Origin of the sequence: Actinopolyspora mzabensis (genome assembly GCF_900101095.1) — a bacterium.
Taxonomy (GTDB): Bacteria; Actinomycetota; Actinomycetes; order Mycobacteriales; family Pseudonocardiaceae; genus Actinopolyspora; species Actinopolyspora mzabensis.
In genome coordinates this window covers 239,552-263,685 of sequence record NZ_FNFM01000007.1, presented here as the reverse complement: position 1 = coordinate 263,685, position 24,134 = coordinate 239,552, and the positions used below count along the sequence as shown (strand labels likewise).

Annotated in this window: 20 protein-coding genes; 15 read left to right on the top strand and 5 right to left on the bottom strand. The window is 68.3% G+C overall.

The window, feature by feature from the left end; genetic code table 11:
- Positions 1-67: 67 nt before the first annotated feature.
- The 4 genes from qcrC (at position 68) to BLR41_RS13775 (ending at position 4,315) form a co-directional block, all read left to right on the top strand.
- Entirely contained in the window at positions 68-874 is an 807-nt protein-coding gene (qcrC, locus tag BLR41_RS13790) for a cytochrome bc1 complex diheme cytochrome c subunit (protein ID WP_092628687.1), read from the top strand.
- Positions 871-2,070, top strand: coding sequence for a cytochrome bc1 complex Rieske iron-sulfur subunit (gene qcrA, locus BLR41_RS13785; RefSeq protein WP_245694174.1), 1,200 nt, complete (start codon positions 871-873; stop codon positions 2,068-2,070). Before qcrC ends, qcrA begins: the two co-directional genes overlap by 4 nt.
- Positions 2,067-3,752 carry a cytochrome bc1 complex cytochrome b subunit gene (gene qcrB / locus BLR41_RS13780; RefSeq protein ID WP_092628684.1) on the top strand — a complete coding sequence of 562 codons (1,686 nt, stop codon included), beginning with the start codon at positions 2,067-2,069 and terminating at the stop codon, positions 3,750-3,752. The genes qcrA and qcrB overlap by 4 nt, the downstream gene beginning before the upstream one ends.
- Before the next feature lie 140 nt (positions 3,753-3,892).
- The gene (locus BLR41_RS13775; protein ID WP_092628682.1) at positions 3,893-4,315 is read left to right on the top strand and encodes a PPOX class F420-dependent oxidoreductase; all 423 of its coding nucleotides are present in this window, start codon (positions 3,893-3,895) and stop codon (positions 4,313-4,315) included.
- Between the two features lie 16 nt (positions 4,316-4,331).
- Here the strand turns inward: BLR41_RS13775 and BLR41_RS13770 are convergent, their stop codons facing one another.
- Positions 4,332-6,047, bottom strand: coding sequence for a DEDD exonuclease domain-containing protein (locus BLR41_RS13770; RefSeq protein WP_092628681.1), 1,716 nt, complete (start codon positions 6,045-6,047; stop codon positions 4,332-4,334).
- A gap of 213 nt (positions 6,048-6,260) precedes the next feature.
- On the opposite strand from BLR41_RS13770, the gene BLR41_RS13765 reads away from it, so the two are divergent.
- Together BLR41_RS13765 and BLR41_RS13760 are read left to right on the top strand one after the other, a co-directional pair.
- Entirely contained in the window at positions 6,261-7,655 is a 1,395-nt protein-coding gene (locus BLR41_RS13765) for an NYN domain-containing protein (protein ID WP_176797979.1), read from the top strand.
- Positions 7,656-8,039: 384 nt separating this feature from the next.
- On the top strand, positions 8,040-9,107 hold the full coding sequence (locus BLR41_RS13760; protein WP_245694172.1) for a C40 family peptidase: 1,068 nt from the start codon (positions 8,040-8,042) through the stop codon (positions 9,105-9,107).
- A gap of 203 nt (positions 9,108-9,310) precedes the next feature.
- Here the strand turns inward: BLR41_RS13760 and BLR41_RS13755 are convergent, their stop codons facing one another.
- Positions 9,311-11,125, bottom strand: coding sequence for an AMP-dependent synthetase/ligase (locus BLR41_RS13755; RefSeq protein WP_092628677.1), 1,815 nt, complete (start codon positions 11,123-11,125; stop codon positions 9,311-9,313).
- 236 nt (positions 11,126-11,361) lie between these two features.
- On the opposite strand from BLR41_RS13755, the gene BLR41_RS13750 reads away from it, so the two are divergent.
- The 4 genes from BLR41_RS13750 (at position 11,362) to BLR41_RS13735 (ending at position 14,454) form a co-directional block, all read left to right on the top strand.
- Entirely contained in the window at positions 11,362-12,150 is a 789-nt protein-coding gene (locus tag BLR41_RS13750; RefSeq protein ID WP_176797978.1) for a metallophosphoesterase family protein, read from the top strand.
- A gap of 59 nt (positions 12,151-12,209) precedes the next feature.
- Complete coding sequence (locus BLR41_RS13745) at positions 12,210-12,653, top strand: SRPBCC family protein (RefSeq protein WP_092628676.1); 444 nt, start codon at positions 12,210-12,212, stop codon at positions 12,651-12,653.
- Positions 12,654-12,717: 64 nt separating this feature from the next.
- Positions 12,718-13,932: an ArsA family ATPase gene (locus BLR41_RS13740; RefSeq protein WP_176797977.1), complete on the top strand. Its 1,215-nt coding sequence runs from the start codon at positions 12,718-12,720 to the stop codon at positions 13,930-13,932.
- 6 nt (positions 13,933-13,938) lie between these two features.
- A complete protein-coding gene (locus tag BLR41_RS13735) occupies positions 13,939-14,454 on the top strand; it encodes a hypothetical protein (RefSeq protein ID WP_092628673.1) in 516 nt (171 codons plus the stop codon).
- A gap of 99 nt (positions 14,455-14,553) precedes the next feature.
- On the opposite strand, the gene BLR41_RS13730 is transcribed toward BLR41_RS13735, so the two are convergent.
- Positions 14,554-15,042 (bottom strand): DUF308 domain-containing protein, encoded by a 489-nt coding sequence (locus BLR41_RS13730; RefSeq protein ID WP_092628672.1) that lies wholly within the window; start codon positions 15,040-15,042, stop codon positions 14,554-14,556.
- A gap of 426 nt (positions 15,043-15,468) precedes the next feature.
- Here BLR41_RS13730 and BLR41_RS13720 point away from each other — a divergent pair, with 426 nt between their 5' ends.
- The 4 genes from BLR41_RS13720 (at position 15,469) to BLR41_RS13705 (ending at position 19,890) form a co-directional block, all read left to right on the top strand.
- Positions 15,469-16,236: a lysophospholipid acyltransferase family protein gene (locus BLR41_RS13720; RefSeq protein ID WP_092628670.1), complete on the top strand. Its 768-nt coding sequence runs from the start codon at positions 15,469-15,471 to the stop codon at positions 16,234-16,236.
- A 195-nt stretch (positions 16,237-16,431) separates the two neighbouring features.
- Positions 16,432-16,935, top strand: a complete 504-nt coding sequence (locus tag BLR41_RS13715; protein ID WP_092628668.1) for a polyadenylate-specific 3'-exoribonuclease AS — start codon at positions 16,432-16,434, stop codon at positions 16,933-16,935.
- A 248-nt stretch (positions 16,936-17,183) separates the two neighbouring features.
- Positions 17,184-18,221: a 6-phosphofructokinase gene (locus BLR41_RS13710; protein ID WP_092628667.1), complete on the top strand. Its 1,038-nt coding sequence runs from the start codon at positions 17,184-17,186 to the stop codon at positions 18,219-18,221.
- Between the two features lie 229 nt (positions 18,222-18,450).
- Complete coding sequence (locus BLR41_RS13705; RefSeq protein ID WP_092628803.1) at positions 18,451-19,890, top strand: class II 3-deoxy-7-phosphoheptulonate synthase; 1,440 nt, start codon at positions 18,451-18,453, stop codon at positions 19,888-19,890.
- A 154-nt stretch (positions 19,891-20,044) separates the two neighbouring features.
- Here the strand turns inward: BLR41_RS13705 and BLR41_RS13700 are convergent, their stop codons facing one another.
- On the bottom strand, positions 20,045-22,102 hold the full coding sequence (locus BLR41_RS13700) for a Stk1 family PASTA domain-containing Ser/Thr kinase (RefSeq protein WP_218120122.1): 2,058 nt from the start codon (positions 22,100-22,102) through the stop codon (positions 20,045-20,047).
- Positions 22,103-22,302: 200 nt separating this feature from the next.
- Here BLR41_RS13700 and BLR41_RS13695 point away from each other — a divergent pair, with 200 nt between their 5' ends.
- On the top strand, positions 22,303-22,668 hold the full coding sequence (locus tag BLR41_RS13695) for an Rv2175c family DNA-binding protein (RefSeq protein WP_218120121.1): 366 nt from the start codon (positions 22,303-22,305) through the stop codon (positions 22,666-22,668).
- 187 nt (positions 22,669-22,855) lie between these two features.
- Here the strand turns inward: BLR41_RS13695 and BLR41_RS13690 are convergent, their stop codons facing one another.
- Positions 22,856-23,977, bottom strand: coding sequence for a polyprenyl synthetase family protein (locus tag BLR41_RS13690; RefSeq protein WP_092628666.1), 1,122 nt, complete (start codon positions 23,975-23,977; stop codon positions 22,856-22,858).
- Positions 23,978-24,134: the final 157 nt, after the last annotated feature.

Genomic DNA, 24,134 nt, shown 5'->3' with positions numbered 1-24,134 from the left:
TCAGTCAGAGCGTGATGTTGTTGCCGCTGAACCGCCCCGAACATGACAGCAAGGGTTTTGCGCACTCATGACCACCAACAAGAAACGCAACCGCGCGGGTTCCAAGTTCCGGCGACGGCTTTCGGGTGTGCTGGCGCTCGGGATCGCCTTGGTGGCGGCGGGCGGCCTGTACAGCGTGCTGCTCCCCGAGCCGCAGACCGCCACCGCGGCCGAGGACCCGGCACTGATCAGGCAGGGTAAGGAGATCTACAACAATGCCTGCATCACTTGCCATGGCGAGAACCTGCAGGGCGTTGAGGATCGGGGCCCAGGCCTGATCGGTGTCGGTGGTGCGTCCGTGCACTTCCAGGTCTCCAGTGGGCGGATGCCGTTGATGCGGCAGGAGGCGCAGGCACAGCGCAAGCCTCCGAAGTACTCCGAGGAGGAGATCCAGGCACTGGCCGCGTACGTGCAGGCCGTCGGCGGTGGGCCAGAGCAGCCGGCTGAAACGGGTGAGCAGCTCCAAGGGGACGACCCCGCACGCGGTGCGGAGTTGTTCCGGCTGAACTGCGCTTCCTGTCACAACTTCACCGGACGCGGTATCGCGCTTTCCTCGGGCAAGTACGCCCCGAACCTGGATCCCGCGTCCGAGAAGCAGATCTACGAGGCGATGGAGACCGGGCCGGCGAACATGCCCAAGTTCTCCGAGCGCCAGCTCACACCCGACGAGAAGAAGGACATCATCGCCTACGTGAAGTCGGTGACCGACGGCAACAACAACCCCGGCGGCAACGCGCTCGGCGGTTACGGCCCCGGTCCGGAGACGGTTGTGGCCTGGGTCATCGGGTTGGGTAGTCTCGTCGGCCTCACGCTGTGGATCGGAGCCAGGGCATGAGTGAGCGGGATATGAACGAACACAGCAGCGGACAGCACGACGAGGAAAACACCTCCGGCGAGCAAGCGGCCGGGAACGAGGGCGCTCGCCCGACCGAGGCCGAACTCGCCGAGATGAGCCGGGACGAGAAGGTCCGGCTCGGACTGGCCCAGGACGACGTCGAGCTCGTCGAGTATCCCGACCCGTGGCCGGTGAAGGGGACCCGAGCCGAGCGGCGCGCCGAGCGTGCGGTGGCGGCCTGGTTCTCCCTGGCCGGACTGTCGGCACTCGCCTTCATCGGCGTGTTCGTCTTCTGGCCGTGGCGCTACGTCAATCCGCTCGTCGACGAGCGGGGACACTTCCTGTACTCGCTGTACAACCCGCTGATCGGTTTCTTCCTAGGGCTGTCGATCCTGGCGGTGGGCATCGGCGCCATCCTGTACTCCAAGAAGTTCATGCCGCACGAGACGGCGGTGCAGCAGCGACACGACGGGCACGGCTCCTCCGAACTGGACCGGCAGACCACCGTCGCGGAGCTCGCGGACGCGGGAGAGCGCAGCACCATCGCGCGGCGTTCCATGATCAAGCGGACCGCGGGTTTCGGCGCGGGTGCCTTCGGGTTGGGAACCGGGGTGCTCGTGCTCGGTGGCATGGTCAAGAACCCCTGGGCGGAGACCGGTGCGGACTCGCTGCAACACACCGGGTGGTTGCAGACCAACGGCGAGAAGGTCTACCTGCGGCGAAACACCGGCGATCCGCACGACATCTCGCTGGTGCGGCCGCAGGACCTCGCGCCGGGCGGTTTCGAGACGGTCTTCCCGTTCCGCGAGTCCGAACGGCACAACGAGGAAGCGTTGCTGCACGCGTTGCGCCGTTCCGACAATCCGACCATGCTGATCCGGTTGCGGCCGGGTGACTCACCGGTGGAGCGCAAGGGCCAGGAGAACTTCAACTACGGCGACTACTACGCCTACTCGAAGATCTGTACCCACCTGGGCTGTCCCACCTCGCTGTACGAGGCGCAGACCGGCAGGTTGCTCTGCCCCTGCCACCAGTCGCAGTTCGACGTGGCCAACAGCTACGCCAAGCCCGTTTTCGGGCCGGCGACACGGGCGCTGCCGCAGCTGCCGATCACCGTGGACGAGGAAGGATACTTCGTGGCGCGAAGCGACTTCATCGAGCCGATCGGCCCGGCTTACTGGGAGCGGAATTCATGAGTTCTATCACTACCCCGACCAAGCCGGAGGGCGCGTTGCAGCGCGCCGCCGGTCAGCAGGCCGACGAGGTCGACAAACGGTTCCAGGTAGCGCCGGGCCTGCGTCGGCAGATCAACAAGGTGTTCCCGACGCACTGGTCGTTCCTGCTCGGCGAGGTGGCGCTCTACACCTTCATCCTGCTGCTGCTGACCGGTACCTACCTGGCGTTCTTCTTCGACCCCTCGATGGCCGAGGTGCAGTACCAGGGGGCCTACACCAACCTGCGCGGCATCGAGATGTCCCGCGCGTTCGCCAGCGCGCTGGACATCTCCTTCGAGGTGCGGGGCGGAATGTTCGCCAGGCAGGTGCACCACTGGGCAGCACTGCTGTTCATGGCCTCGATCGTGGCCCACATGCTGCGGATCTTCTTCACCGGCGCCTTCCGGCGTCCTCGGGAGACCAACTGGATGATCGGCATCCTGCTGTTCATCCTCGGCATGTTCGAGGGCTTCACCGGCTACTCGCTGCCGGACGACCTGCTGTCCGGCACCGGTGTGCGGATCGCCTCGGGGATCACCATGTCCGTCCCCGTCGTCGGCACCTGGATCCACTGGATCCTGTTCGGCGGGGAGTTCCCCGGTACCGAGCTGATCCCGCGCTTCTACATGATGCACATCTTCCTGTTGCCCGGGATCATCCTCGGACTGATCGCGGTGCACCTGGCGCTGGTCTGGTACCAGAAGCACACCCAGTTCCCCGGGGTGCGCCGCAAGGAGACCAACGTCGTCGGCGTGCGGATCCTGCCGGTGTTCGCGACCAAGGCGGGTGGCTTCTTCGCCGTCGTCACCGGCGTGACCGCCATCATGGGCGGCGTTTTCCAGATCAACCCGATCTGGCACCTGGGTCCGTACAACGCCTCGCAGGTCTCGGCGGCCTCGCAGCCCGACTGGTACATGATCTGGACCGACGGTTCCAGCCGGCTCTGGCCGGCCTGGGAGGTCTACCTGTGGGGCGAGTACACGCTCCCCGCGGTGTTCTTCCCGACGGTGCTGTTCATGGGAATGATATTCACCGTGGCGCTCGCCTACCCGCTCATAGAGCGCAAGCTCAGCGGGGACGAGGCGCACCACAACCTGCTGCAGCGTCCGCGTGACGTTCCGGTGCGTACCAGCCTGGGCATGATGGCGCTGACGTTCTTCTCGGTCCTGATGATCTCGGGTGCCAACGACATCATCGCGTTCATGTTCGACATCTCGTTGAACGCCATGACCTGGATCGGCAGGATCGGGCTGTTGATCGCTCCGCCCATCGCCTACTTCATCACCTACCGCATCTGCATCGGGCTGCAGAAGTCCGACCGCCAGGTGTTGGAGCACGGCATCGAGACCGGCATCATCAAGCGGCTGCCGCACGGTGAGTTCGTCGAGGTGCACCAGCCGCTCGGGCCGGTGGACGACCACGGTCACCCCGAGGAGCTGGAGTACCAGGGTGCGCCGGTGCCGAAGAAGATGAACAAGCTCGGTGCAGCGGGCAGGCCCGTCGAGGGCGGCTGGCTCAAGCCGGACCCCTCGGTGGAGACCGCCGCGCTGGAGCACGCTCGGGCGGAGGAGCACGCGGTCACCTCGGAGGAGGAGCCCGCCGAGCACGAGGAGTCCGAGCGGGGCGAGCTCGTCGGTGGCAGGGCTCGCGAACCGGAGGAGTGACCTCGCGGCGCCGAATCCGTGAGTACCCGTCCCGGGGGTGGTTCCCACACCCCCGGGACGTTTCTCGTTCGGCTCGCTCCGGTGCGGACCCGGTGCCGTGCGGCGTGCCCGAGTGGTACCGCGGCACTACTGTGGGAATCATGACGACGATCACTTCGGGCAGGGTCCGTTCCTTCCTCGACGAAGGGGGACGTACCGGCAAGGTCGGTTACCTGGGGGCCGATGGCAGACCGCTGGTGGTGCCGGTGTGGTTCGCCGTGGACGGCGACCGGATCGTGTTCAACACGGCCGCCGACAGTGCCAAGGGGACGGCCATGGCACGGGACCCGCGGCTGACGATGTGTGTCGACGAGCAGAGTGGCCGTACTTTCGTGCAGGTTCAGGGCACCGCCGAGACCACGGCGGAGCACGGTGAGGTTCTCCGGGTCGCCACCGCTGTCGCCACCCGTTACGTGGCCGAGGGCAAAGTGGAACGAGTGGCGGGCAAAATCGCGGGGCCCGGCCAGCTCGCGGTGTTCCTGCGCCCGACGCGTGTGGTCACCAGCGGTGACCTGTCCGAATAGGGGTTCCGGATTCGGGTCAGTCCGCTCCCTCGTAGGGTGTGCGAGCCGTCGCTGCCGCTTTCGCCCACTCGCGCCAGCTTCCCGCGGCACCTGCTGGTTCGGCCCAGGGAACCTCGCAGCGCACCATGCGCGAGTCCTCGGCGGTGAGCCAGCGGTAGACCGCCCCCAGCTCGTCCACCGGGGCGTCCCGCAGCGGGCCCGGCCCCGGTAACACGGTCTGGGCCGCGGCCTGGAGCCGGTCCACCACCGGCATCGGTGCGGTCCCGCGCGGAGCCGTTCCGGCCGAGGCCAGCCTGCCGTGCCGGAGCACCGCGAACAGCCAGCCGCCGGAGCCGTCCGGCCGCGCCGCCACGAGCTCCGGTATCGCCGCCAGCGCGGCCAGCCGCTGTCCACGGTCCAGGGCTCGGACGAGTTCGACCAGCCTGTCCCGATGTGTCGCCGCGTCCTCGAAGCGCCGTGCCTCGGCCAGTTCCTCGATCGTCGTCCGCAGCCTTCGCAGCGCGGAGTCGCCGCTGCCCGCCAGCACCTCCCGGACGGGCACCACGTGTGCTTCGTACTCGGCCACCCCCTCGTACCCGACGCACGGTGCCCCGCAGCGCCCCATCTCATGGGCGGCGCAGGGGCGCTGCCGGGAGCCCGTCACCGGGATGCGATCGGTGCAGCTGCGTAACGGTGTGGCGTCCTGCAGTGCCTCCACCGCGTTCCTGGCCGTGTTCCTGCTGCGGAACGGCCCCAACGCGGCGGGCTTCGGTTTCCGGGTGATGGTCAGCCGGGGGAACACCTCCTCGGTGAGCGAGACCCACCAGACCGCTCGGGGGAACTTGGAGCGCCGGTTGTAGCGCGGCTGGTGTGCCTCCAGCAGCCGCAGCTCCCGAACCTCGGCTTCCAGTGCGTGCGTGCACTCCACGTGTTCGACCCGGTGCGCCAGCGCCACCATTTCGCGGATCCGACCGCGTCGCTCCCCGGCGGTGAAGTACTGACGCACCCGTCTGCGCAGGTTGGTGGCGGTGCCGATGTAGAGCACCTCCTCGTTCGGGCCGCGGAAGAGGTACACACCGGGTGTGTCCGGCAGCCCTTCGGCCAGCGTGCGGTTGCGCCGTTGCTGCGGGGTCACTTCCGGCAGGTAGTCGAGCAGGTCCTCGAGTGAGTACACGTGGTGTGTGCCGACCCGCTCCAGCAGGGCGTGCAACACGTCCACTGTGGCCCGAGCATCGTCCAGTGCGCGGTGTCGCGGTGCGGTTCGCGCACCGAGGACGTGGGCGAGCGTCGCGAGCTTGTGGTTAGGTGTCTCCTCGCGGGAGAGCACGCGACGGGACAACCGGACCGTGCACACCACCGGGGGTTTGGGCCAGTGCAGTCCCGCGCGTTCGCACGCGGCCCGGAGGAATCCGGTGTCGAAGCTCGCGTTGTGGGCTACCAGCGCGCTTCCCGCGCAGAATTCCAGAAAAGCGGGAAGTACCGAGGTGACCGTGGGTGCGTCGGCGACCATCGCGTCGGTGATACCGGTGATCGACACGATGCCCGGTGGGATCGGCCGCCCGGGGTTGACCAGGGTGGCGAACTCGCCGACGGTTTGCCCACCACGCACCTTGACCGCCGCGATCTCGGTGATCTCGTCCGAGGAACCGCGGCCGCCCGTGGTCTCCAGATCCAGCACGACGAAGCTGACGTCCTGCAGCGGCTGTCCCAGTTCGTCGAAGGACAGCTGCGGGTCCTGCGGCAACCGGCTCATCGACCACGACGGTATGCCCTCCCGTCCGGCAGCCGGTGGGCAGGCCGCTCCCGGAGTATCGAGGGCCGGCGTGGTGCAGTGCTGTGGCCGTGTTCCGTTCCCGTTCGGTGGTCGACCGTCGGAGCGCGTACCGAGAACCTCGGCAGCAGCCGGGACGCGACACCGGAACCGCCGGATGCGGGTATTCGAACGGGCAGCACTTAGCCTGGAAGAGTGATACCGCCTACATCGGGCGACAACGTCGACCCCCCAGCAGCCAACGAGGGTCCCGAGACGGCGAGCGACCTCACCGCGAGTCACGAGGAGCCCTCCGTCGACTGGGACGAGCTCCCCGGGCCGTTGCGGGGCCGCATAGCCGAGCTGGCCGCTGCCGCCCTCGGAGGTATGCGCCCCGGTGACGTCCCGATGCGGTTGCGGCCCGTCATGCGGTTCGCCGCCGCGAAGCGCGCCAAACTCGGCCAGTCGGACCTGCTGGCGGCGATACGGGACTCCGCGGTGTTCCGCGCGGCGGTACTGGACTGGTGTCGCAGGAAACAACCCGCGGCGCTGGAACAGCAGCAGGTGGATCCGTTGGGGGCGGCCACGGCGGCCGTGCTGCTCAACAGCGTCACCGCCGCCCACTACGTCGAGCTCATCGGTCATCGCGTGGAACAGGGGAAGCTGCGCGAGCAGCACGACGCAGCGGTCTCGCGCGTGGAGAAACTCGCCGCCGACAACGAGCGGTTGCGCGGGGAGCTCGAGGAGGCCAACCGGCTCGCGCGCTCGGCCGAACAGCACAACAGCGCCGATGCCGACCGGCTGCGCCACCGGCTGCGCCAGCAGGGCGTTCGGTTGAAGGAACAGAAGGACGAGGTGGCGCGGCTCAACGCCGAAGTGGAGCGGGTGGTCGAGGAGAAGGACCGCGAACTGGCCGAGCTCACCGCGGAGCGGGACCGGGACCGGGCCAGGGCGGCGGACGAGCGCGCAAGGGCCGAGCGTTCCGACCGAGAGGCCGCGACCGCACAGCAGTCCGCACGGGAGGCCAGGCGAGGGGACGAGGTCAGGTTGTCCCTGTTGCTGGACACGTTGGAGGGGTCGATCGCCGGTCTGCGGCGTGAACTGGGGCCCACCAGACGGGGGCAATCGGGTGGCGGCCCGTTGCCCGCGGAAACCGTGGGTGGGGTTCGGGCCCACACCGCCGCCACCTCGGACGTCCCGGACGTCGCGGCGTTGGACAGGCTGCTGGCGCTGCCCGCGGTGCATCTGGTCGTGGACGGTTACAACGTCACCAAGACCGGTTATCCGGATCTCCCGCTGGCCGAGCAGCGTGACCGGCTGGCGCACCAGCTGGCCGTGCTGGCGGCCAGATCGGGTGCCGAGGTGACCGTCGTCTTCGACGGGGCCAACGTCGTCTCGGTCCCCAGGACGGGGCCGCGCGGGGTGCGGGTGCTGTTCAGCGAGCCCGACGTCCAGGCCGACGACGTGATCCGCGATCTGGTCGACGCCGAACCCACCGGGCGGCAGCTCGTGGTGGCCACCTCCGACCGTGAAGTGGTCACCTCGGTGCGTAGGAGAGGGGCTTACGCGGTGGCGTCCGCCACGCTCCTGGAGCGTGTCAATCCACTCTGACCGGAGGTCTCCGTGGCGGGGCCCGGCGGCGTGGCGATTTCGCGAGAAATCTACGCCTCCCGGAAGTTCAGTGGCGCAAAATCTCACTCGGTCAGATGAATTGATCACATTCCGTCGTATTACGCCCCCCGCTCTGGACTGCGCGGGCGACCTCTCGTAACCTAACCGAGACTTCGCGGCGATCAGTTGCCCAAACCGGGTGGCTCCGCGGAGTTGTCGCCTGATCGGCTCGTCGGGGGAGCCGGCCCGGGGATCCTCCCGGACGCACCGTCGGCTCGAACGGCCCGCACCGTGGTGGTGCGCCGGCACGTCGTTCTCGCGTGCCCGCCGTCGCCGGTGGATTCCCGCGTTCGCTACGGAAGCGTTCTCCCGGAAGGCGACCGAGTGGACGAAGGAGCAATGCGCGACGTGGCCTCGCACGCACTCAAACGCTCGATGCGGGGAGCACTGACGGCCACGGCGGTTGCCACCGCCGTCACCGTGAGCTCCGCACCCGCCATGGCGGACCCCGAACTTCCCGACAACAGTTCCGAGGCGCTTCAGCAGCTGCAGGATCTCTCCCACAAGGCCGAGAAGCTCACCGAGAAGTACAAACGGGCCAAGGACGACCACGAGGCCCGCCTCGCCGACCTGGAGAAGGCGAAGAAAAAGGCCGCCGAAGCGAAGAAGACCCTCCAACAGGCCCACACCAAGGAGGAGCAGTTCCGCGGCAAGGTGGACGAACTGACCAAGTCCGTCTACCAGGGCTCCAGGATGAACCAGATCTCGGCGCTGCTGTCGAGCGAGTCGCCGGACGCCTTCCTCGACCGGGCGTCCATCCTGGACGAACTGGCTCGCGACAAGCAGAACGCGGTCTCGGAACTCTCCGAGGCCACCCAGCAGGCCGAGGCCGCCAAGAAGCGTGCCCAGCAGGCCAAGGAGCAAGCGGCCAAGGCCGAGGCCGACGCGAAGAAACTCCAGGACGAGATCGCCGAGAAGAAGGCGGCGATGGAGGATCGGATCGCCGAGGTCGAGGAGCAGCTCGCGGAGCTGAGCGCCGAGGAGGAACAGGCCTACACCGGTGGTGGGCAGACGAACTACGAGTACGCGGGTGGTGCCGGCTCGGCCTCCGGTGCCGTGCAGGCGGCGCTGGGCAAGCAGGGATCGCCCTATGTGTACGGGGCCGATGGGCCCAGCCAGTTCGACTGCTCGGGCCTGATGTACTGGGCCTACGCCCAGGCCGGGGTGGACCTGCCGCGTTCCAGCAGCGCCCAGGCACAGGTGGGGCAGCCGATCTCCGCCTCACAGCTGCAGCCGGGCGATCTCATCTTCTACTACAGCCCGGTCAGCCACGTCTCCATGTACGTGGGCAACGGAAAGGCCGTGCACGCACCCACCAGCGGCCAGGTGGTCAAGGTGGTGCCCTACGACGACATCGCCCCCGTCAACCGGATGCGTCGCGTGGTGGGCTGATCCGAGGCGTGTTCACCCGGAATTCGTCCCTTCGGTGACGGACGAACCTGGGCGAGTACGGACGAAGCGGGGCGGGGCACCGATGACGTGCCCCGCCCCCTCTGTTCGTTCCTTCACCTACTCGGTGGCTCCGGACCCGCTCACGAGACGTGCTAGAGGTTCCGCCGAGCGATCGATCCGCCAACCCGCTCGGAGAACTTCGATCAGGAGTAGATGGCGGATATCTCCGACGCGTAGTTCTCGGCGACCTTGTTGCGCTTGACCTTCAGGCTCGGGGTCATCTCCCCCCGGTCCTCGGCGAAGTCCCTCGGCAGGATCCGGAACTGCTTGATCCGCTCCGCCTTGGAAACCGCCTGGTTGGCCTCGTCGACGGCCCGCTGCACCTCGGCACGCATCTCGGGGTCCTCGGCGAGGTCGCTCGCCGGGGTGTCCGTGGGACGCCCCCGCTCGGCGAGCCAGGAGGGCAGGAACTCCGGATCCAGCGTCACCAGCACACCGATGAACGGTTTCTGGTCACCCACCACCATGCACTGACTGATCAGCGGATGGGCGCGGATGTGGTCCTCCAGCACCGCCGGCGCCACGTTCTTGCCACCCGCGGTGACGATGATCTCCTTCTTGCGGCCGGTGATGCGCAGGAAGCCGTCCTCGTCCAGTGAGCCGAGATCCCCGGTGTGGAACCAGCCGTCCTCGAGGGATTCCTCGGTGGCCGCCTCGTTGTTCCAGTAACGCCGGAAGACCACGTCGCCCTTGACCAGCACCTCGCCGTCCTCGGCGATGCGGATCGTGGTCCCCGCGATGGGCTTGCCGACCGTGCCGATCCGGTAGTCCTCCTCGACGTTGACCGCCGCCGCGGCGGTGGTCTCGGTCAGGCCGTAGCCCTCCAGGATCGGAACTCCCACTCCGAAGTAGAAGTGGGTCAACCGCTCGCCGAGCGGGGCACCTCCCGAGACCGCGGCGACGCAACGGCCGCCCAGTGAGGCACGCAGCTTGCTGTAGACCAGTTTGTCGAACACGAAGTGCTTGGCCCGCAGGGCCAGCCCCGGGCCGCCGGTGGATTCGGCCTTGGCGCGACTGTAGGCCACCGCGGTGGCCTCGGCGGCGTCGAAGATCTTGCCCTTGCCCGCGCTGTGCGCCTTCTGCTTGGCGGTGTTGTAGACCTTCTCGAAGACCCGGGGCACCGCCAGCACGAAGGTCGGCCGGAACGAGCCCAGATCGTTGACCAGATCCTTCACGTCGCTGGTGTGTCCCAGGGTCAGCCGTGCGTAGACGCAGGAAACGGAGATCGCCCTGGCGAGCACGTGCGCCATCGGCAGGAACATCAGCATCGAGTTTCCGGGCCGCATCAGCTGCGGGAACGCGTCGAGATCCCCGCGGACCTCGGCGAGCATGTTGCGGTGCGTCAGCACGCAGCCCTTCGGCCTGCCGGTCGTGCCCGAGGTGTAGATCAGGGTGGCGGTGTCCTCGGCCCCGACCGCGCGCCTGCGTTCGTGGACCCGCTCGTCCTCGAGCTCCGCACCGGAGGAGGTGAGCTCCGCCACCGCCGTGGAGCGCTCGTCGTCGACCGGCCCGTCGATCTGCCAGACGTGTTCCACGCCCGTGACGTTGCCGATGATCGTGTTCACCTCGGCACGGTGTTCGGGCGTCTCCACGATCAGGCCGCGGGCCTCGGAATCGCCCAGGATCCACTCGATCTGGTCCGCCGAGGAGGTCTCGTATATGGGCACGGTCACACAACCGGCCGACCAGATCGCGAAGTCGAACAGGGTCCACTCGTACCGCGTTCGTGACATCAAGCCCACTCGGTCGCCCTGTCGCAGACCCGCCGCGATGAGGCCCTTGGCGACCGCGAGCACCTGCGCGGCGAACTCGGCCGTGGTCACATCCACCCAGGTGCCGTCCACCCTGCGACGGAAGCCGACCGTGTCGCCGAACCGCTCGGCGTTGGCCCACACCATGTCGGTGAGGTTCTCCTCGGCGGCCACCGTGACAGTGGCGGGGGCGCTGAACTCTCGCACGTTACATCCTCCGAAAGCACGCCAAATTGTGAGGGACAACCTAACCCCGAGCGCTACTGGGCGGTAGCCCCCCGTGCCCACGGCACCGTGCCGGCGGGCCGGAATGTGTCGTATCCCGCATTGTTTCCGTGAACGCCTCGCCGCGCGCGTCCGGTTCGTCCCGGGTTGGTTCGTACGAACACACCTCGGGCGGTTAGGTTGGTCCGGTAGCGGACTCAGCGGCGAACGGAGACAACTTGCGGGTGCATGTGGTCTCGGATGTGCACGGAAACGTCGAGGACCTCAAACGGGCGGGCGAGGGAGCCGACGCGCTGATCGTACTCGGTGACCTGATCGACTTCGTGGACTATCTCGACCATGACAAGGGCATACTCGGTGCCGTGTTCGGGCGGGAGAAGGTCGGGCACTTCGCGTGGTTGCGGCGTAACAACCGAGGGCCGGAGCTCGGCGCATATCTGCGCTCGCTGTGGGAGAGCCTTTCCGAGCCGGCCACCGTGGTGCGCCAGGCGGTCCGCGAGCAGTACGCCGAGCTGTTCGCCGCGATGACGGCTCCGACCTACGCCACGGCCGGAAACGTGGACGATCCGACCCTCTGGCCGGAGTTCACCGGGGACGGCGTCCGCGCACTCGACGGTGAGAGCGTCGAGATCGGTGGGTTGCGGTTCGGATTCGCGGGTGGTGCTCTGCTGCCTCCGGGCGGCACGCTGCGGCGTGATCTGCCGTGGGTGCCGAATCTGCGCACCGAGGCGGAGTTCGACGAGGTGCTGGATCGGCTGGGTCCGGTCGACGTGCTCTGTACCCATGTGCCGCCACGGGTTCCCGAACTGGTTTACGACGTGGTGGCGCGCAGGCCGGAGCACGGCTCCTCCGGCGCGTTGCGGCGGATCCGGCACGACCGTCCTCGCTGGTCGTTGTTCGGCCACGTGCACCAGCCGCTGGCCCCGCGTACGCGTGTCGGCCCCACCGAGTGCGTCAACGTGGGGCACTTCAAGCAGCGGGGACAGCCTTATGTGCTGCGGTGGTGAACCTTTCACCTCTCCCGCCAGTGCCGGTGCCCGCAGGGGCGGCATGTAATCTGCGCGGCATGGTCGACCAGTCCACCCAGTCCATCGTGATCGAGGCCCCGGCCACTGAGATCATGGCCGTGATCGCCGACTTCGGCGCCTACCCGGAATGGGCGGAGGCGGTCAAGGAGGCCGAGGTGCTCTCACGGACGGACGAGGGGGTCGCCGAGCGCGTTCGCTTCGTGCTGGACGCCGGTGTGGTCAAGGACACCTACAAGCTCGCCTACGAGTGGAGTGCCGACGGCCTGTCGGTCAGCTGGGACCTGGTGGAGGGGCAGGTCCAGAAGTCACAGCGCGGTAGCTACACGCTGCGGCCGCTGGAGGCGGCACGTACCGAGGTGACCTACAGTCTCGCGGTGGACCTGTCCATCCCGATGATCGGGATGTTCAAGCGCAAGGCGGAAAAAATGATCATGGATACGGCACTGAAGGAACTCAAGCGTCGGGTGGAGTCCGCCGAATAGTTTCCCGTGGGCGCGTGCCGCACGCCCGAGCTCGGTTGAGCGAGGCCCTGAGTTGCGAATTCTGATGTTCACCGGAAAGGGCGGGGTCGGCAAGACCACGCTCGCGGCGGCCACCGCCGCCCGTGCCGCCGCTCACGGACGCGAGGTTCTGGTGGTGTCGACGGATCCCGCGCATTCGCTCGCCGACTGTCTGGACACGGAACTCGACGACACACCTCGACCGCTGCGGCTGTCGAACGAGACGGGGCCCGGCCCGCTCCGGCTGCACGCCGCCGAGATACGAACCCTCGGACTGCTCGACCGAGCCTGGTCGGAACTGCGGGAACATCTGCACACCGTGCTCGCCGGGGCGGGGGTTTCCGAGGTCGACGCCGCCGAACTCACCAGGCTGCCTGCCGTGGAGGACCTGCTCGCGCTCACCGAAGTGCGGCGCATGGCCACCGAGGGTTCGTGGGACACCGTCGTCGTGGACTGCGGCCCCACCGCGGACACTCTGCGCCTGTTGAGCATGCCGGAAGTGCTGTCCGGGTACCTGGAGCGGTTGTTCCCCACCCACCGGCGGGTGGTGCGCGGCGTGCTGGCGGGGATGGCGGGCAGTGATCTCACCGAGCGCTGGGACGCCGCCGCGGAGGCGCTCGGCGGACTCGCCGAGCGGTTGAGCTCGCTGGCGGAACTGCTCGTCTCCTCCGAGACCAGTGTCCGGCTGGTCGCGACACCGGAGTCGTTGGTGGCGGCCGAGACCCGCCGTATCCTCACCTCGCTCGCACTGCAGCAGATCCACGTCGACGGTGTGCTGGCCAACCGCGTGGTGCCGGATCCCGGGTCCGCCCGTGGCGCGGCGGCGGCGTGGCTGCGCACTCGCGCCGGACAGCAGCGCGAGGTGTTGCGTGAGCTGGCACAACTGGGGCTGCCGCTGTACACCGTCGAGCAACGCGCGGCGGAGCCCCGCGGGGGCGATTCGCTGCTGCGGCTGGGTGAGGAGATCTACGGCGAAACCGATCCGACGGTGGGGGCCGAGCGGGCCCCGGTGATCGAGCTCCACGGGAACGGAAACAGCTCGGAAGCTCGTTACACCCTGCGTATCGCCATGCCGTTGAGCAGCCAGGCGGAGTTCGACCTGGCCCGCATCGGCGACGAACTGGCCGTGACCGTGGACGGACACCGGCGGCTGATTACACTGCCCTCGGTGTTGCGGCGCTGCGTGGCGGTGGAGGCGGACGCGGGCGACGACGGCGTGATCGTGACCTTTCGGCCCGACCCGGCGCAATGGATGCGGTGATCGGCTTTGCACGAGGAACACACCGATTCACGGAGCGAGGGCGAACACGAGCGCCTCGTGGAGGAGCTGCGTTCGTTGCTGCCCGCGCTCGCCGCGCGGGCTGAGGAGTTCCTGTTGGCGCTTTCCCGCGGCGAGCACCCGACCCGGCCCGCCGGTGGTGAGTGCGCCGCCGGTGACTTCGCTGCCGATGAATTCACTGCCAGCGACTCCGCCGAGGGGGACTCCGCCCAAGGGCCCGCTTGTCCGTGCTGTGCCCTCACGGCGATACTGCGCGAGGCACACGCGAAACGTCCGGCGGATGGCCTGTACGACTGCCTCCTGGCGTTGTTGACCTCGTTGCGCGAAGCGTTCACCGCCCAAACCGGGGGAGCCGGGACGAGCGACGCGGTGCACCGGGACGGCACTGGTGAGCCACCCGAGGAGCGAGCGGACGAGCCGCGGGTCCGACCGATCACCGTCAACCGCGTTCGGGGCGACGTACTCGGCGGGAACTCCGTCCGCCCCCGGAACTCGGCGGGCTAGGGCGAGCTCCTCGAGTCCTCCGCTCGAGTCGTCGAGACCCGTACCGGCGGACGGTTGAATCGCTCTAGCGGGGCGTGGTCCCGAACGGAGACACTCCGGTCAGACCTGTGCCCCGTCGTCCCAGCCGGAGCCCTCCTCCGGGGAGCCCTGCCGCAGCCGCAGCAGCAGCCAGCCGATGCCGCAGCTGATCGCGATCAGTCCGACCGGCAGCGTCAGCGGGCCCAGCGAACTCGCCGCGAAGGGCACGAACAGCGTCAACAGCCCCAGCACGATGAGCACCACACCGCCCACGGTGCTTGCTCCGGGTTTGGGCAGCGGTGGTGGTTCCGGGGGTTCGTAGTGCCCCTCGTCCTCCTCCGCCTCCGTGGGAGCCCAGTCGCGGGGGCCGCCGTCCGCATCGGCTTCGGACGGTGGCTCGGTGCTCGTGTCCGCCGTGGTCGCGGTGTCCCCCGAAGTGGTCGAGGAGGCGGTTCCGGACTCGCCGGGCCACTGCGGCAGTGAGGAATCGCGCTCCAACTCGGCCACGATTTCCGCGAAAGCCTTGTCGATGTCTTCGGGGCCGTCTGCGTTCTCATGGCGCGTGTTCATACGCATTCCCTGACGCGCTGGCGGTGGATGGTGGACTCGTCGGCGATCGGTACCGCCCCCGCGGTACTCCGATCGTTCGGTGCGACTGTGCTTGCAACGACTCGGTCGAACGCCGCACCGCCGAAGTGCGCCGCTCGCCCCCAGGGTCGCTGTTCGACGCCGAGTGGGCAAGGTCGTGTTCGGGGTGTGCCCCGAACCGTGGCCGCGAATCCGCGCGGGATCCGTCCGCCCACCTCGTTCGCGTGTTCGTGCACGGTCACACTCTGCCATGTCCGCCCGTGCCTGCGTTCCGCCGTGGTGCGGCGGTTCCGTGAGGTGCGCGTGTCCTCGTGTTCCCCGATCGTGAATGCCGCCCCGCGATTGTGTGGCTCATGGCGGCTCCGTACCCTGACAACGTAATCCGGCCGTGAGGGAGGCAGCGACGCGGTGCTGTACTGGGTGATGAAGTACGTTCTTCTCGGTCCCCTCATGAGGTTGTGGTGCCGTCCCAAAATCGAGGGCGCGCACCATGTTCCGGATTCCGGTGGGGCGATTCTGGTCAGCAATCACCTCGCGGTGGCCGACTCCTTCCTGATGCCGTTGATGCTGCCACGCCGGGTCACCTTCCTCGCCAAACGCGAGTACTTCACCGGCAAGGGACTCACCGGCGCGTTGAAGCGGATCTTCTTCAGCGGTGTCGGACAGGTTCCACTCGACCGCTCCAGCGGGGCGGCGGCCCAGGCCGCGTTGGACACCGGCATCCGTCTGCTGCGCGAGGGACAGCTGCTGGGGCTGTACCCGGAGGGCACACGTTCCCCGGACGGCCGCCTCTACAAGGGCAAGACCGGCGTGGCACGCATGGCGCTGGAAGCCGATGTGCCCGTGATTCCGGTCGTGACGATCGGAACCGAGAAGATCAATCCGATCGGTTCCAAGATATGGCGCCCCTACAGCGTGCGGGTCCGGGTCGGAGAGCCGCTCGACTTCTCCCGCTACGAGGGACTGGCCGGTGACCGGTTCGCGGAGCGCTCCATCACCGACGAGATCATGTACTCGCTGATGGAACTCTCCGGGCAGGAGTACGTGGACATCTACGCCGACCGGGCCAAGGACGACATCGCCGAAAGCGGACGCGTGATCAGCAAACGCGAGCGACAGGCTGCCAAGGAAGCGGGGAAGTCCGAGAAGCGGATGCCGGACTCGAAAGCCGGTTAGGCCGTCGTGAGAGCGGTTGTGGGTGCACCTCGGGAGCTCGTCGCGAGCGAGCCACGATCCCCGAGTCGTCCTCGGCGCGTGCTTCCCCTCCCGCCCAGAGCTCCCCGCCCGGTGGCCGTTGCTTCGTCAGTGCTCGTCGCCGCGGGACTCGCGGGGCGTCTCCACCGGTGATTCGGGGACGAATACCCTTTTCCAGTGCGGTTTTTCTACGACTGCGAGTTCATCGAGGACGGTCACACCATCGATCTGGTGTCGATCGGTGTGGTCGACGAGACGGGGCGGGAGTTCTACGCCGTCTCCACCGAGTTCGCGGCGGAACGCGCCGGGCCCTGGGTGCGCCAGCACGTGTTACCGCAGCTGCCGTCCCCCGGATCCGGTGCCTGGCGTTCCCGGGCCACCATTCGTGACGAGCTCTACGGATTTCTGACCGCCCAGCGGTCCGACATCGAACTGTGGGCCTGGTACGCCGCCTACGATCACGTCGCGTTGGCGCAGTTGTGGGGGGCGATGCCCGCGTTGCCGCCGAAGATCCCCAAGTTCACCAGGGACCTGCGCCAGCAGTGGGAGGCCGTCGGAAAGCCCAGGCTTCCCTCGCCGCCCGCCAACGCACACGACGCCCTGGCCGACGCCAAGCACAATCTGCGGCGTTGGCAGGTGATCGAACAGCGGATGCGGGAACTGGGACATCCCGCTCGGTAGTGTGGCGGGTAGGGGCCCGCGTCGGGCCCAGGCACCCGTGGGTGGTTCTCGTGGTGCGGAGCACGCGGCGGCGAGCCGCGTGAACACACGGCCTCCGAATAGGTTCGAGGCAAGTCGCCACGCTCGTCGTCGCCGCTGGTTACGCGGTGCGTCCGATCGGATACTTGCTGCACCGATTTAGTCCGTGAAAGGCTCTTCCGCTGAGATCAATATCACGCCGCCGGCGTGACGTGTATCGAGGAGGCGGGATGTCGGCTGCCGAACGTATCGGGGTGCTGACCGGTGGTGGGGACTGCCCCGGTCTCAACGCTGTGATCCGTGCGGTCACTCGGAAAGGGATCGAGGTGCACGGCAAGGAGATCGTCGGTTTCCGGAGCGGTTGGCGTGGCCCGCTGGAGGGACTGACCATGCCGCTCGGGCTCGAGGAGGTCGAGCGGATCCTGGATCGTGGTGGCACGATTCTGGGCTCCTCCCGGACCAACCCCTACAAGGAGGCCGACGGTGTCGCCCGGATAAAGCGAACCATGGCGGAACAACGGATCGACGCGCTTCTCGCCATCGGCGGGGAGGACACCCTGGGCGTGGCCAACGGGCTGCACGAGGAGGGCGTCCCGGTGGTGGGGGTTCCCAAGACCATCGACAACGACCTGGACGCCACCGACTACACGTTCGGGTTCGACACCGCCGTGCACATCGCCACCGAGGCCATCGACCGACTGCGGACCACGGCCGAGTCGCACCACCGTGCGCTGGTGGTTGAGGTCATGGGAAGGCACGCGGGGTGGATAGCCCTGCACTCCGGGCTGGCCGGGGGAGCGAACGTGATCCTCGGGCCGGAGCAGCGCTTCAGCGTCGACTGGGTCTGTGACTGGGTCACCCGGCGGTTCGAACGGCAGTACGCCCCGATCATCGTGGTCGCGGAGGGGGCGATCCCCCAGGACGGTGCCGAGGTGCTGCAGGCGGGCGAGCGGGACGCCTTCGGGCACGTGCGGCTCGGCGGTGTGGGCACCTGGCTCGCGGAGGAGATCTCGCAGCGGACCGGTAACGAGTCGCGGGCCGTGGTGCTCGGCCACACCCAGCGCGGCGGAACTCCCACCGCCTACGACCGCGTGCTTGCCACCCGATTCGGGCTGCACGCGATGGACGCGTTGACCGAGCAGGACTTTGGTTCGATGGTCGCGCTGCGCGGGACGGAGATCGTGCGTGTCCCGCTGGCGGAGGCCACCGCCCAGCTCAAGACCGTGCCGCTGCACCGCTACACCGAGGCCCAGGCGCTGTTCGGTTGAGGCGCGTGGCCTAGGCGAGCGCGGCTGCCGAGCCCCACCGCTCGGGCGGCACCCAGATGGGTGGCGCACGAGCGGTGGAGCCCAGCGGTGGAGCCCAGCGGTGGGGGCGCTCCAGTGGTGGGGGTCAGCGGCGAGGGCACAGTGGTGCCGGCCGGTTCGTCTCGAGCGTGCTGTTCAGCACTCGGGACAGCATCACAGCATGCGGGACGGAACCGCTACGCTGGGCAACATGCCCGTTGACCCCGAAACAGCAGCTCAGGGCGCGCCTTCGGACGGTCTCAAATCCTGGACCGTCGACGTGCCGGTGGACACGCTTCCCGAACTCCCGCCACTACCCGCCGACCTGCGTAACCGGCTAGACGATGCACTGTCCCGCCCGGCGGCTCAGCAGCCGCGGTGGCCGGACCCGGAACAAGTGCGCAACGTGCGCTCGGTACTGGAGAGCGTACCGCCGGTGACCGTTCCCCCCGAGGTGCAGCAGCTGCGCAACAATCTGGCCGCCGTGGCGCGCGGCGAGGCGTTTCTGCTGCAGGGCGGGGACTGCGCGGAGACCTTCGCGGACAACACCGAACCGCACATCCGCGCCGGTATCCGCACCCTGTTGCAGATGGCCGTGGTGCTGACCTATGGCGCTAGCACCCCGGTCGTCAAGGTCGGCCGGATGGCAGGCCAGTACTCCAAACCTCGTTCCAAGGACACCGACTCCCTCGGGCTGCCCGCTTACCGCGGCGACATGGTCAACTCGCTGGTGGCCAACGAGCAGGCCCGTGAGCACGATCCCTCGCGGATGATCCGCGCCTACGCCAACGCGAGCGCGACGATGAATCTCTCGCGCGCGCTGACCAACGGTGGTATGGCCGCGCTGGAGCAGGTACACGACTGGAACAAGGACTTCGTTCTCAACTCCCCGGCAGGCGAGCGTTACGAATCCATCGCCGCCGAGATCGATCGTGCGCTCCGTTTCATGTCCGCCTGCGGCGTGGACGACACCAGCCTGCACGGCGTGGACTTCTACTCCAGCCACGAGGCGCTGGTGCTGGATTACGAGCGTGCGATGCTGCGGCTGGACACCAGTGGCCCGGAGCCGAGGTTGTTCGACCTCTCCGGACACTTCCTCTGGGTGGGGGAGCGGACCCGGCAGCCGGAGGGCGCGCACATCGCCTTCGCCGAGCTGATCGCCAATCCGATCGGCCTCAAGATCGGACCGTCGACCACACCGGAACAGGCTGTGGAGTACGTCGAACGGCTCGATCCGCACAACGAACCCGGCAGGCTCACCCTGATCAGCAGGATGGGCAACGACAAGGTCCGCGACACGCTCGGACCCATCGTCGAGAAGGTCACCGCTTCGGGGCACCAGGTCATCTGGCAGTGCGACCCGATGCACGGCAACACCCACGAGTCCAGCACCGGTTACAAGACCCGCCACTTCGATCGGGTGGTCGACGAGGTGCAGGGCTTCTTCGAGGTGCACCACCGGCTGGGAACGCATCCCGGTGGTATTCACATCGAGCACACCGGTGAGGATGTCACCGAGTGCCTCGGAGGCGCGCAGGACATCTCGGACACCGATCTGGCCGGACGCTACGAGACCGCGTGCGATCCGCGGCTGAACACCCAGCAGTCGCTGGAACTGGCGTTCTTGATCGCCGAGATGCTGCGCGACTGAGGCGCTCCGCGGGGTGCCGAGCCGGCTCGGCACCCTCCCCTCCGCGCCGCCGAGCCGGTGGGTAGGCGCGCGCCCCTCCCCGAGCCCCGGCCCCTGCCCCGGAGAGCCGGGCTCGGCTCGGTGCCCGACAGCGGTTCCACTGCCGGGCCAGCACTCAGAAGGCCGTGACCTTGACCTGCGATCCGCGTTTGACGGTGCTTCCCGGGCTCGGTTGTTGCCGCACCACCCGGCCGTTGTCCCTGCCGAACAACGACTCCACCCGCAGCGTCAGTCCGGCCTGCGCAGCCTGCTGCTGCGCCTGTTTCACGGTCTTCCCCCGGAATTCGGGTACCTCTACCGCACTGGAGAGCACCACACCGACTCGCGGTTCACCACTCATCGGCACTTCGCTGCCCGCCGAGGGGTTGGTCCGCACCACGTGACCGTTCGGCACTCCCTCCGCGAATTCCCTTCCGGCCTCGTAGGGTTCGAACCCGGCCTTGCTGAGCGCGGAGAACGCCTGGTCGCGGACCATCCCCTTCACATCGGGAACCGGCTCGGGAGCGGGACCCTTGCTGACGATGATCGTGACCGAACCGCTCGTTTTGACCTTGGCCCCCGGCTCCGGTGTGACTCCGATCACTCGTCCCTGCGGCACGCTGTCGTGGTAGCGGTTGGCCGAGGAGTCCAGTTTCGGGGCCAACTTCGCGTTGCGGAGCTTGCTCTGCACCTCGCTGACCCGGCTGCCCGTTTCGATCTCCGGCACCGTGGGGCGCCCCCGTGAGACGCGCAGTTCCACCTGGTCACCGCTGCGGATACGGGTGCCTTCCTGCGGTGCGGCGCTGATCACGGTATCCGCGGGGACCGTGTTGTGGTAGGTCTTCGAGACGTCTGCTTTCAGCTCGTTGGCGCGCAGCGTCTCCTTCGCCTCGGACAAGGAGGAGCCCGCCAGTTCCGGTACCCGAACGTAGGAGTTTCCGCCCAGCAGCCAGGCACCCCCGGCGATCAGTGCGCCCAACAGCACCACGACCCCGACCACGGCCACCAGGCGATTTCGCCGGTGGGAATCGTCCCGGGAATCGTCGTCCGGGACCGAGGCGAACTCGTTGGTGGTTTCGGAGGCTTCCGAAGTCGGGGCGGAGGGCGAGCGCTGCAAGGCGCGGGTGCCCCGTGGCCCCGGGTCGCTCGTCGTGCCGTTGCCGCCGGCGGCGGGTGTTACCGGAGGGATCTGTTCGGTGGGCGGCCCGTCTGGGGCGGGCGACTCGGGGCTGCCGGGGTTTGGTACCGGCACCGGAACACCGGCCAGCCCGATCCAGTCCCGGTTCTGCCGCAACTCGCGAAGCGCGGCGGCCCCCTCCGCGGGACGCCACGCGGGGTCACGCCGGGTGAACCGCAGCACCAGCTCGTCCACGGCGGGCGGTAGCTCGGGAAGCTGTTCGCTCGGGGGGCGGACGTCGTCGTTGACGTGTCGATACGCCACCGAGAGCGCAGTGTCACCGGTGTAGGGGGGATGGCCGAGCAGCAGTTCGTAAAGCACGATCCCAGCCGCGTACACGTCCGAGCGGGCGTCCGCGGCCCCGCTGGTCACCTGCTCCGGAGCGAGGTAGGCCACGGTCCCCAGAATCACGTCCCCGCTGGTCGAACCCGCGCCCGCGGCCGCTCGCACCAGCCCGAAGTCGGCCACCTGCACCGAGCCGTCGCGGCCGATCAGCACGTTCTCCGGCTTGATGTCGCGGTGCACCATGCCCGCGTGATGCGCCGCCGAGAGAGCGGCCAGCACGGCCTCCAGCACGCTCAGCGCCACCGACAGCGGCAGCGGTCCCCGAGCACGCAACAGGTCCCGCAGCGTGCCGCCCTCGACCAGCCGCATGACCAGATAGAGCCGGTCCTCGCCCGGTATCTCCCGGTCCACGCCCTGGTCGTAGACGGAGACGATGTTGGGGTGGTGCAGGCGCGCCGCTGCCCTGGCCTCGCGTTCGAACCGATCGGTGAACGACTGGTCACCGGCGTAGCGGGTGTCCATCACCTTCAGGGCCACCGGGCGGTCCAGCCTGGTGTCCATTCCGCGGTAAACCGTGGACATGCCGCCGTGCGCGAGCACGCTGTCCACGCGGTAGCGGCGCTCCAACATGTGCCCGAGCAGACCGTTGGTCCCGCTGCTCGGGCCGGCCTCGTTGGTCGGCCCGCCCCCGTTGCTCGGATCGGCCCCGTTGCCCGGCTCGACCGGGCTCATCGTCTCGCTCCCGGCCGGGCGGAGCCCGCTCGGATCGGCTCGGCCTCGGTTGCCCGGACGGAAGTCATCGCCTCGCAACTCGTGCGGATCCTCCCGAACTCGCCCTCGAACACGCTACCGATGGTAGGCGAGGTCGCGGTGGCGTCGTGGGCGGCATACCGAGGTGGAAATCTGATCGGCCTACTGGCAGGCTGGGCGGTGTGAGTTCGGTTCCTTCCGCTCCGGATGTGCTTTCCACCGAGGTGGACGTGGTTTCCATCTCCGCCGTCGCGGAGCGTCTCGGTTATCCGTTGACCAGAGTGCACCAGCTGATCCGCGACGGGCAGTTGGTCGCGATGCGTCGGGAACGTGAGCTGGTGATTCCCGAGGCGTTTTTGACGATGGGGTCCGTCGTCAAGGGGCTTCCGGGCACCATCACGTTGCTGCGGGACAACGGCTACACCGAGGACGAGATTCTCGAGTGGCTGTTCACCCCTGACGAGACGCTCCCGGGTACCCCGATCGACGCGTTGCGTGGTGACCGTGGTCGCGAGGTCAAACGGCGTGCGCAGGCCATGGCCTTGTGATCGACACGTCGGTGCGAAACGGCCGTGCGGGGCTTCCGCGCCGGGATGACCCGTTTCGGGTGAGTGTCCGCTTCTCGTGAGCACCGGATCCGGGAAAACCCCGGTTCGGAAAAGCCCCGATCGGGAGTGGGCCGCGTTCGTCTCGGCGGCTGCCGTGTCAGTGGCTGCCATGCGTGCGGATCCCTGGTCAGCGGCTGCGGTCGGTCACCGTGATCGCGAGTTCCTTGAGTCGTGTCGCGGCCGGTTCCGCGAGTACGTCGGTCTGCAGTGCCGACATGGCTGACTCCGTCAGCTCGTCGATGCGTCGTTCCACGGCCTCGACCGCACCGAGCCGGATCAGTGCCTCCTGGACCAGTTCCACGCGGGGCCGGGTCAGCTCGGAGTCGCCGAGCGCGGAGCTCAGCAGCCGTGCGGCGGCCTCGTCGTGCTGCTGCCGGGCACGCAGCATCCCCTCGGCCACCAGCACCGTGCGCTTGCCCTCGCGCAGATCGTCGCCCGCCGGTTTGCCGGTGATCTCGGGGTCGCCGAACACGCCGAGCAGGTCGTCGCGCAGTTGGAACGCGATTCCGATGTCCGCGCCGAAGCCGCGCAGTGTCGACACCGTGGCAGGGTCGGCTCCCCCCACGCGCGCACCGAACTGCAACGGACGTTCCACGGTGTAGGAAGCGGACTTGAGCTGGTCGATCCGCAGCGCCGATTCCGGGGACTCGTCCGCGCGGGCCTGCCCGAGCATGTCCAGGTACTGGCCCGCGAGTACCTCGGTGCGCATCGACCGCCACGGCTCCAACGCTCGTTCCAACGAGTCCTGGGGCAATCCCGCGGAATGCAGCATGTCGTCGGCCCAGCTCAGCGCCAGGTCACCCAGCAGCACGGCCGCCGCGAGCCCGAAGTGCTCCGGGGTTCCCGTGTAGCCGTTCCTCCGGTGTGTGGCCGCGAACCGCACGTGCACGGTCGGTCTCCCCCGCCTGGTGGCCGAGTCGTCGATGAGGTCGTCGTGGATCAGCGCGCATGCCTGGATCAGCTCCAGCGCGCTGGCTGCGCGCAGCATGCTCCCGGCGTCCCGGTCCCGCTCCTCTCCGCCGGCGGCGCGCCAACCCCACCACGCGAAGGTGGGGCGGATTCGTTTGCCGCCGCGCAGCACGAATTCCGACACTTCTTCGGCGGCTTCGGAGATGGCAGGATCCAACTCGGAGCACTCGCGGACCCGGACGCGAAGGTAGTCGGTCAGTTCCCGGCACACGTGCTCCGCGACATCGTGATCCACGTCCGGTGTCGTCGCGTCTCCTGCCGGCGGGTTCTCCAGGGACATGTTTTCATCCTCCGTGACGAGCGGGTGCGTCCGCACCACGGGGTGCGCCCGCGCCCCGTGGGCGCACCCCGTCGGGCGCACCGGTGGGTACCGGCTCGGTGCGCGCCGCTGTTCACCGACCCCTGCCGGGGCACCGGTCGTACGGGTGGGTCTCGTC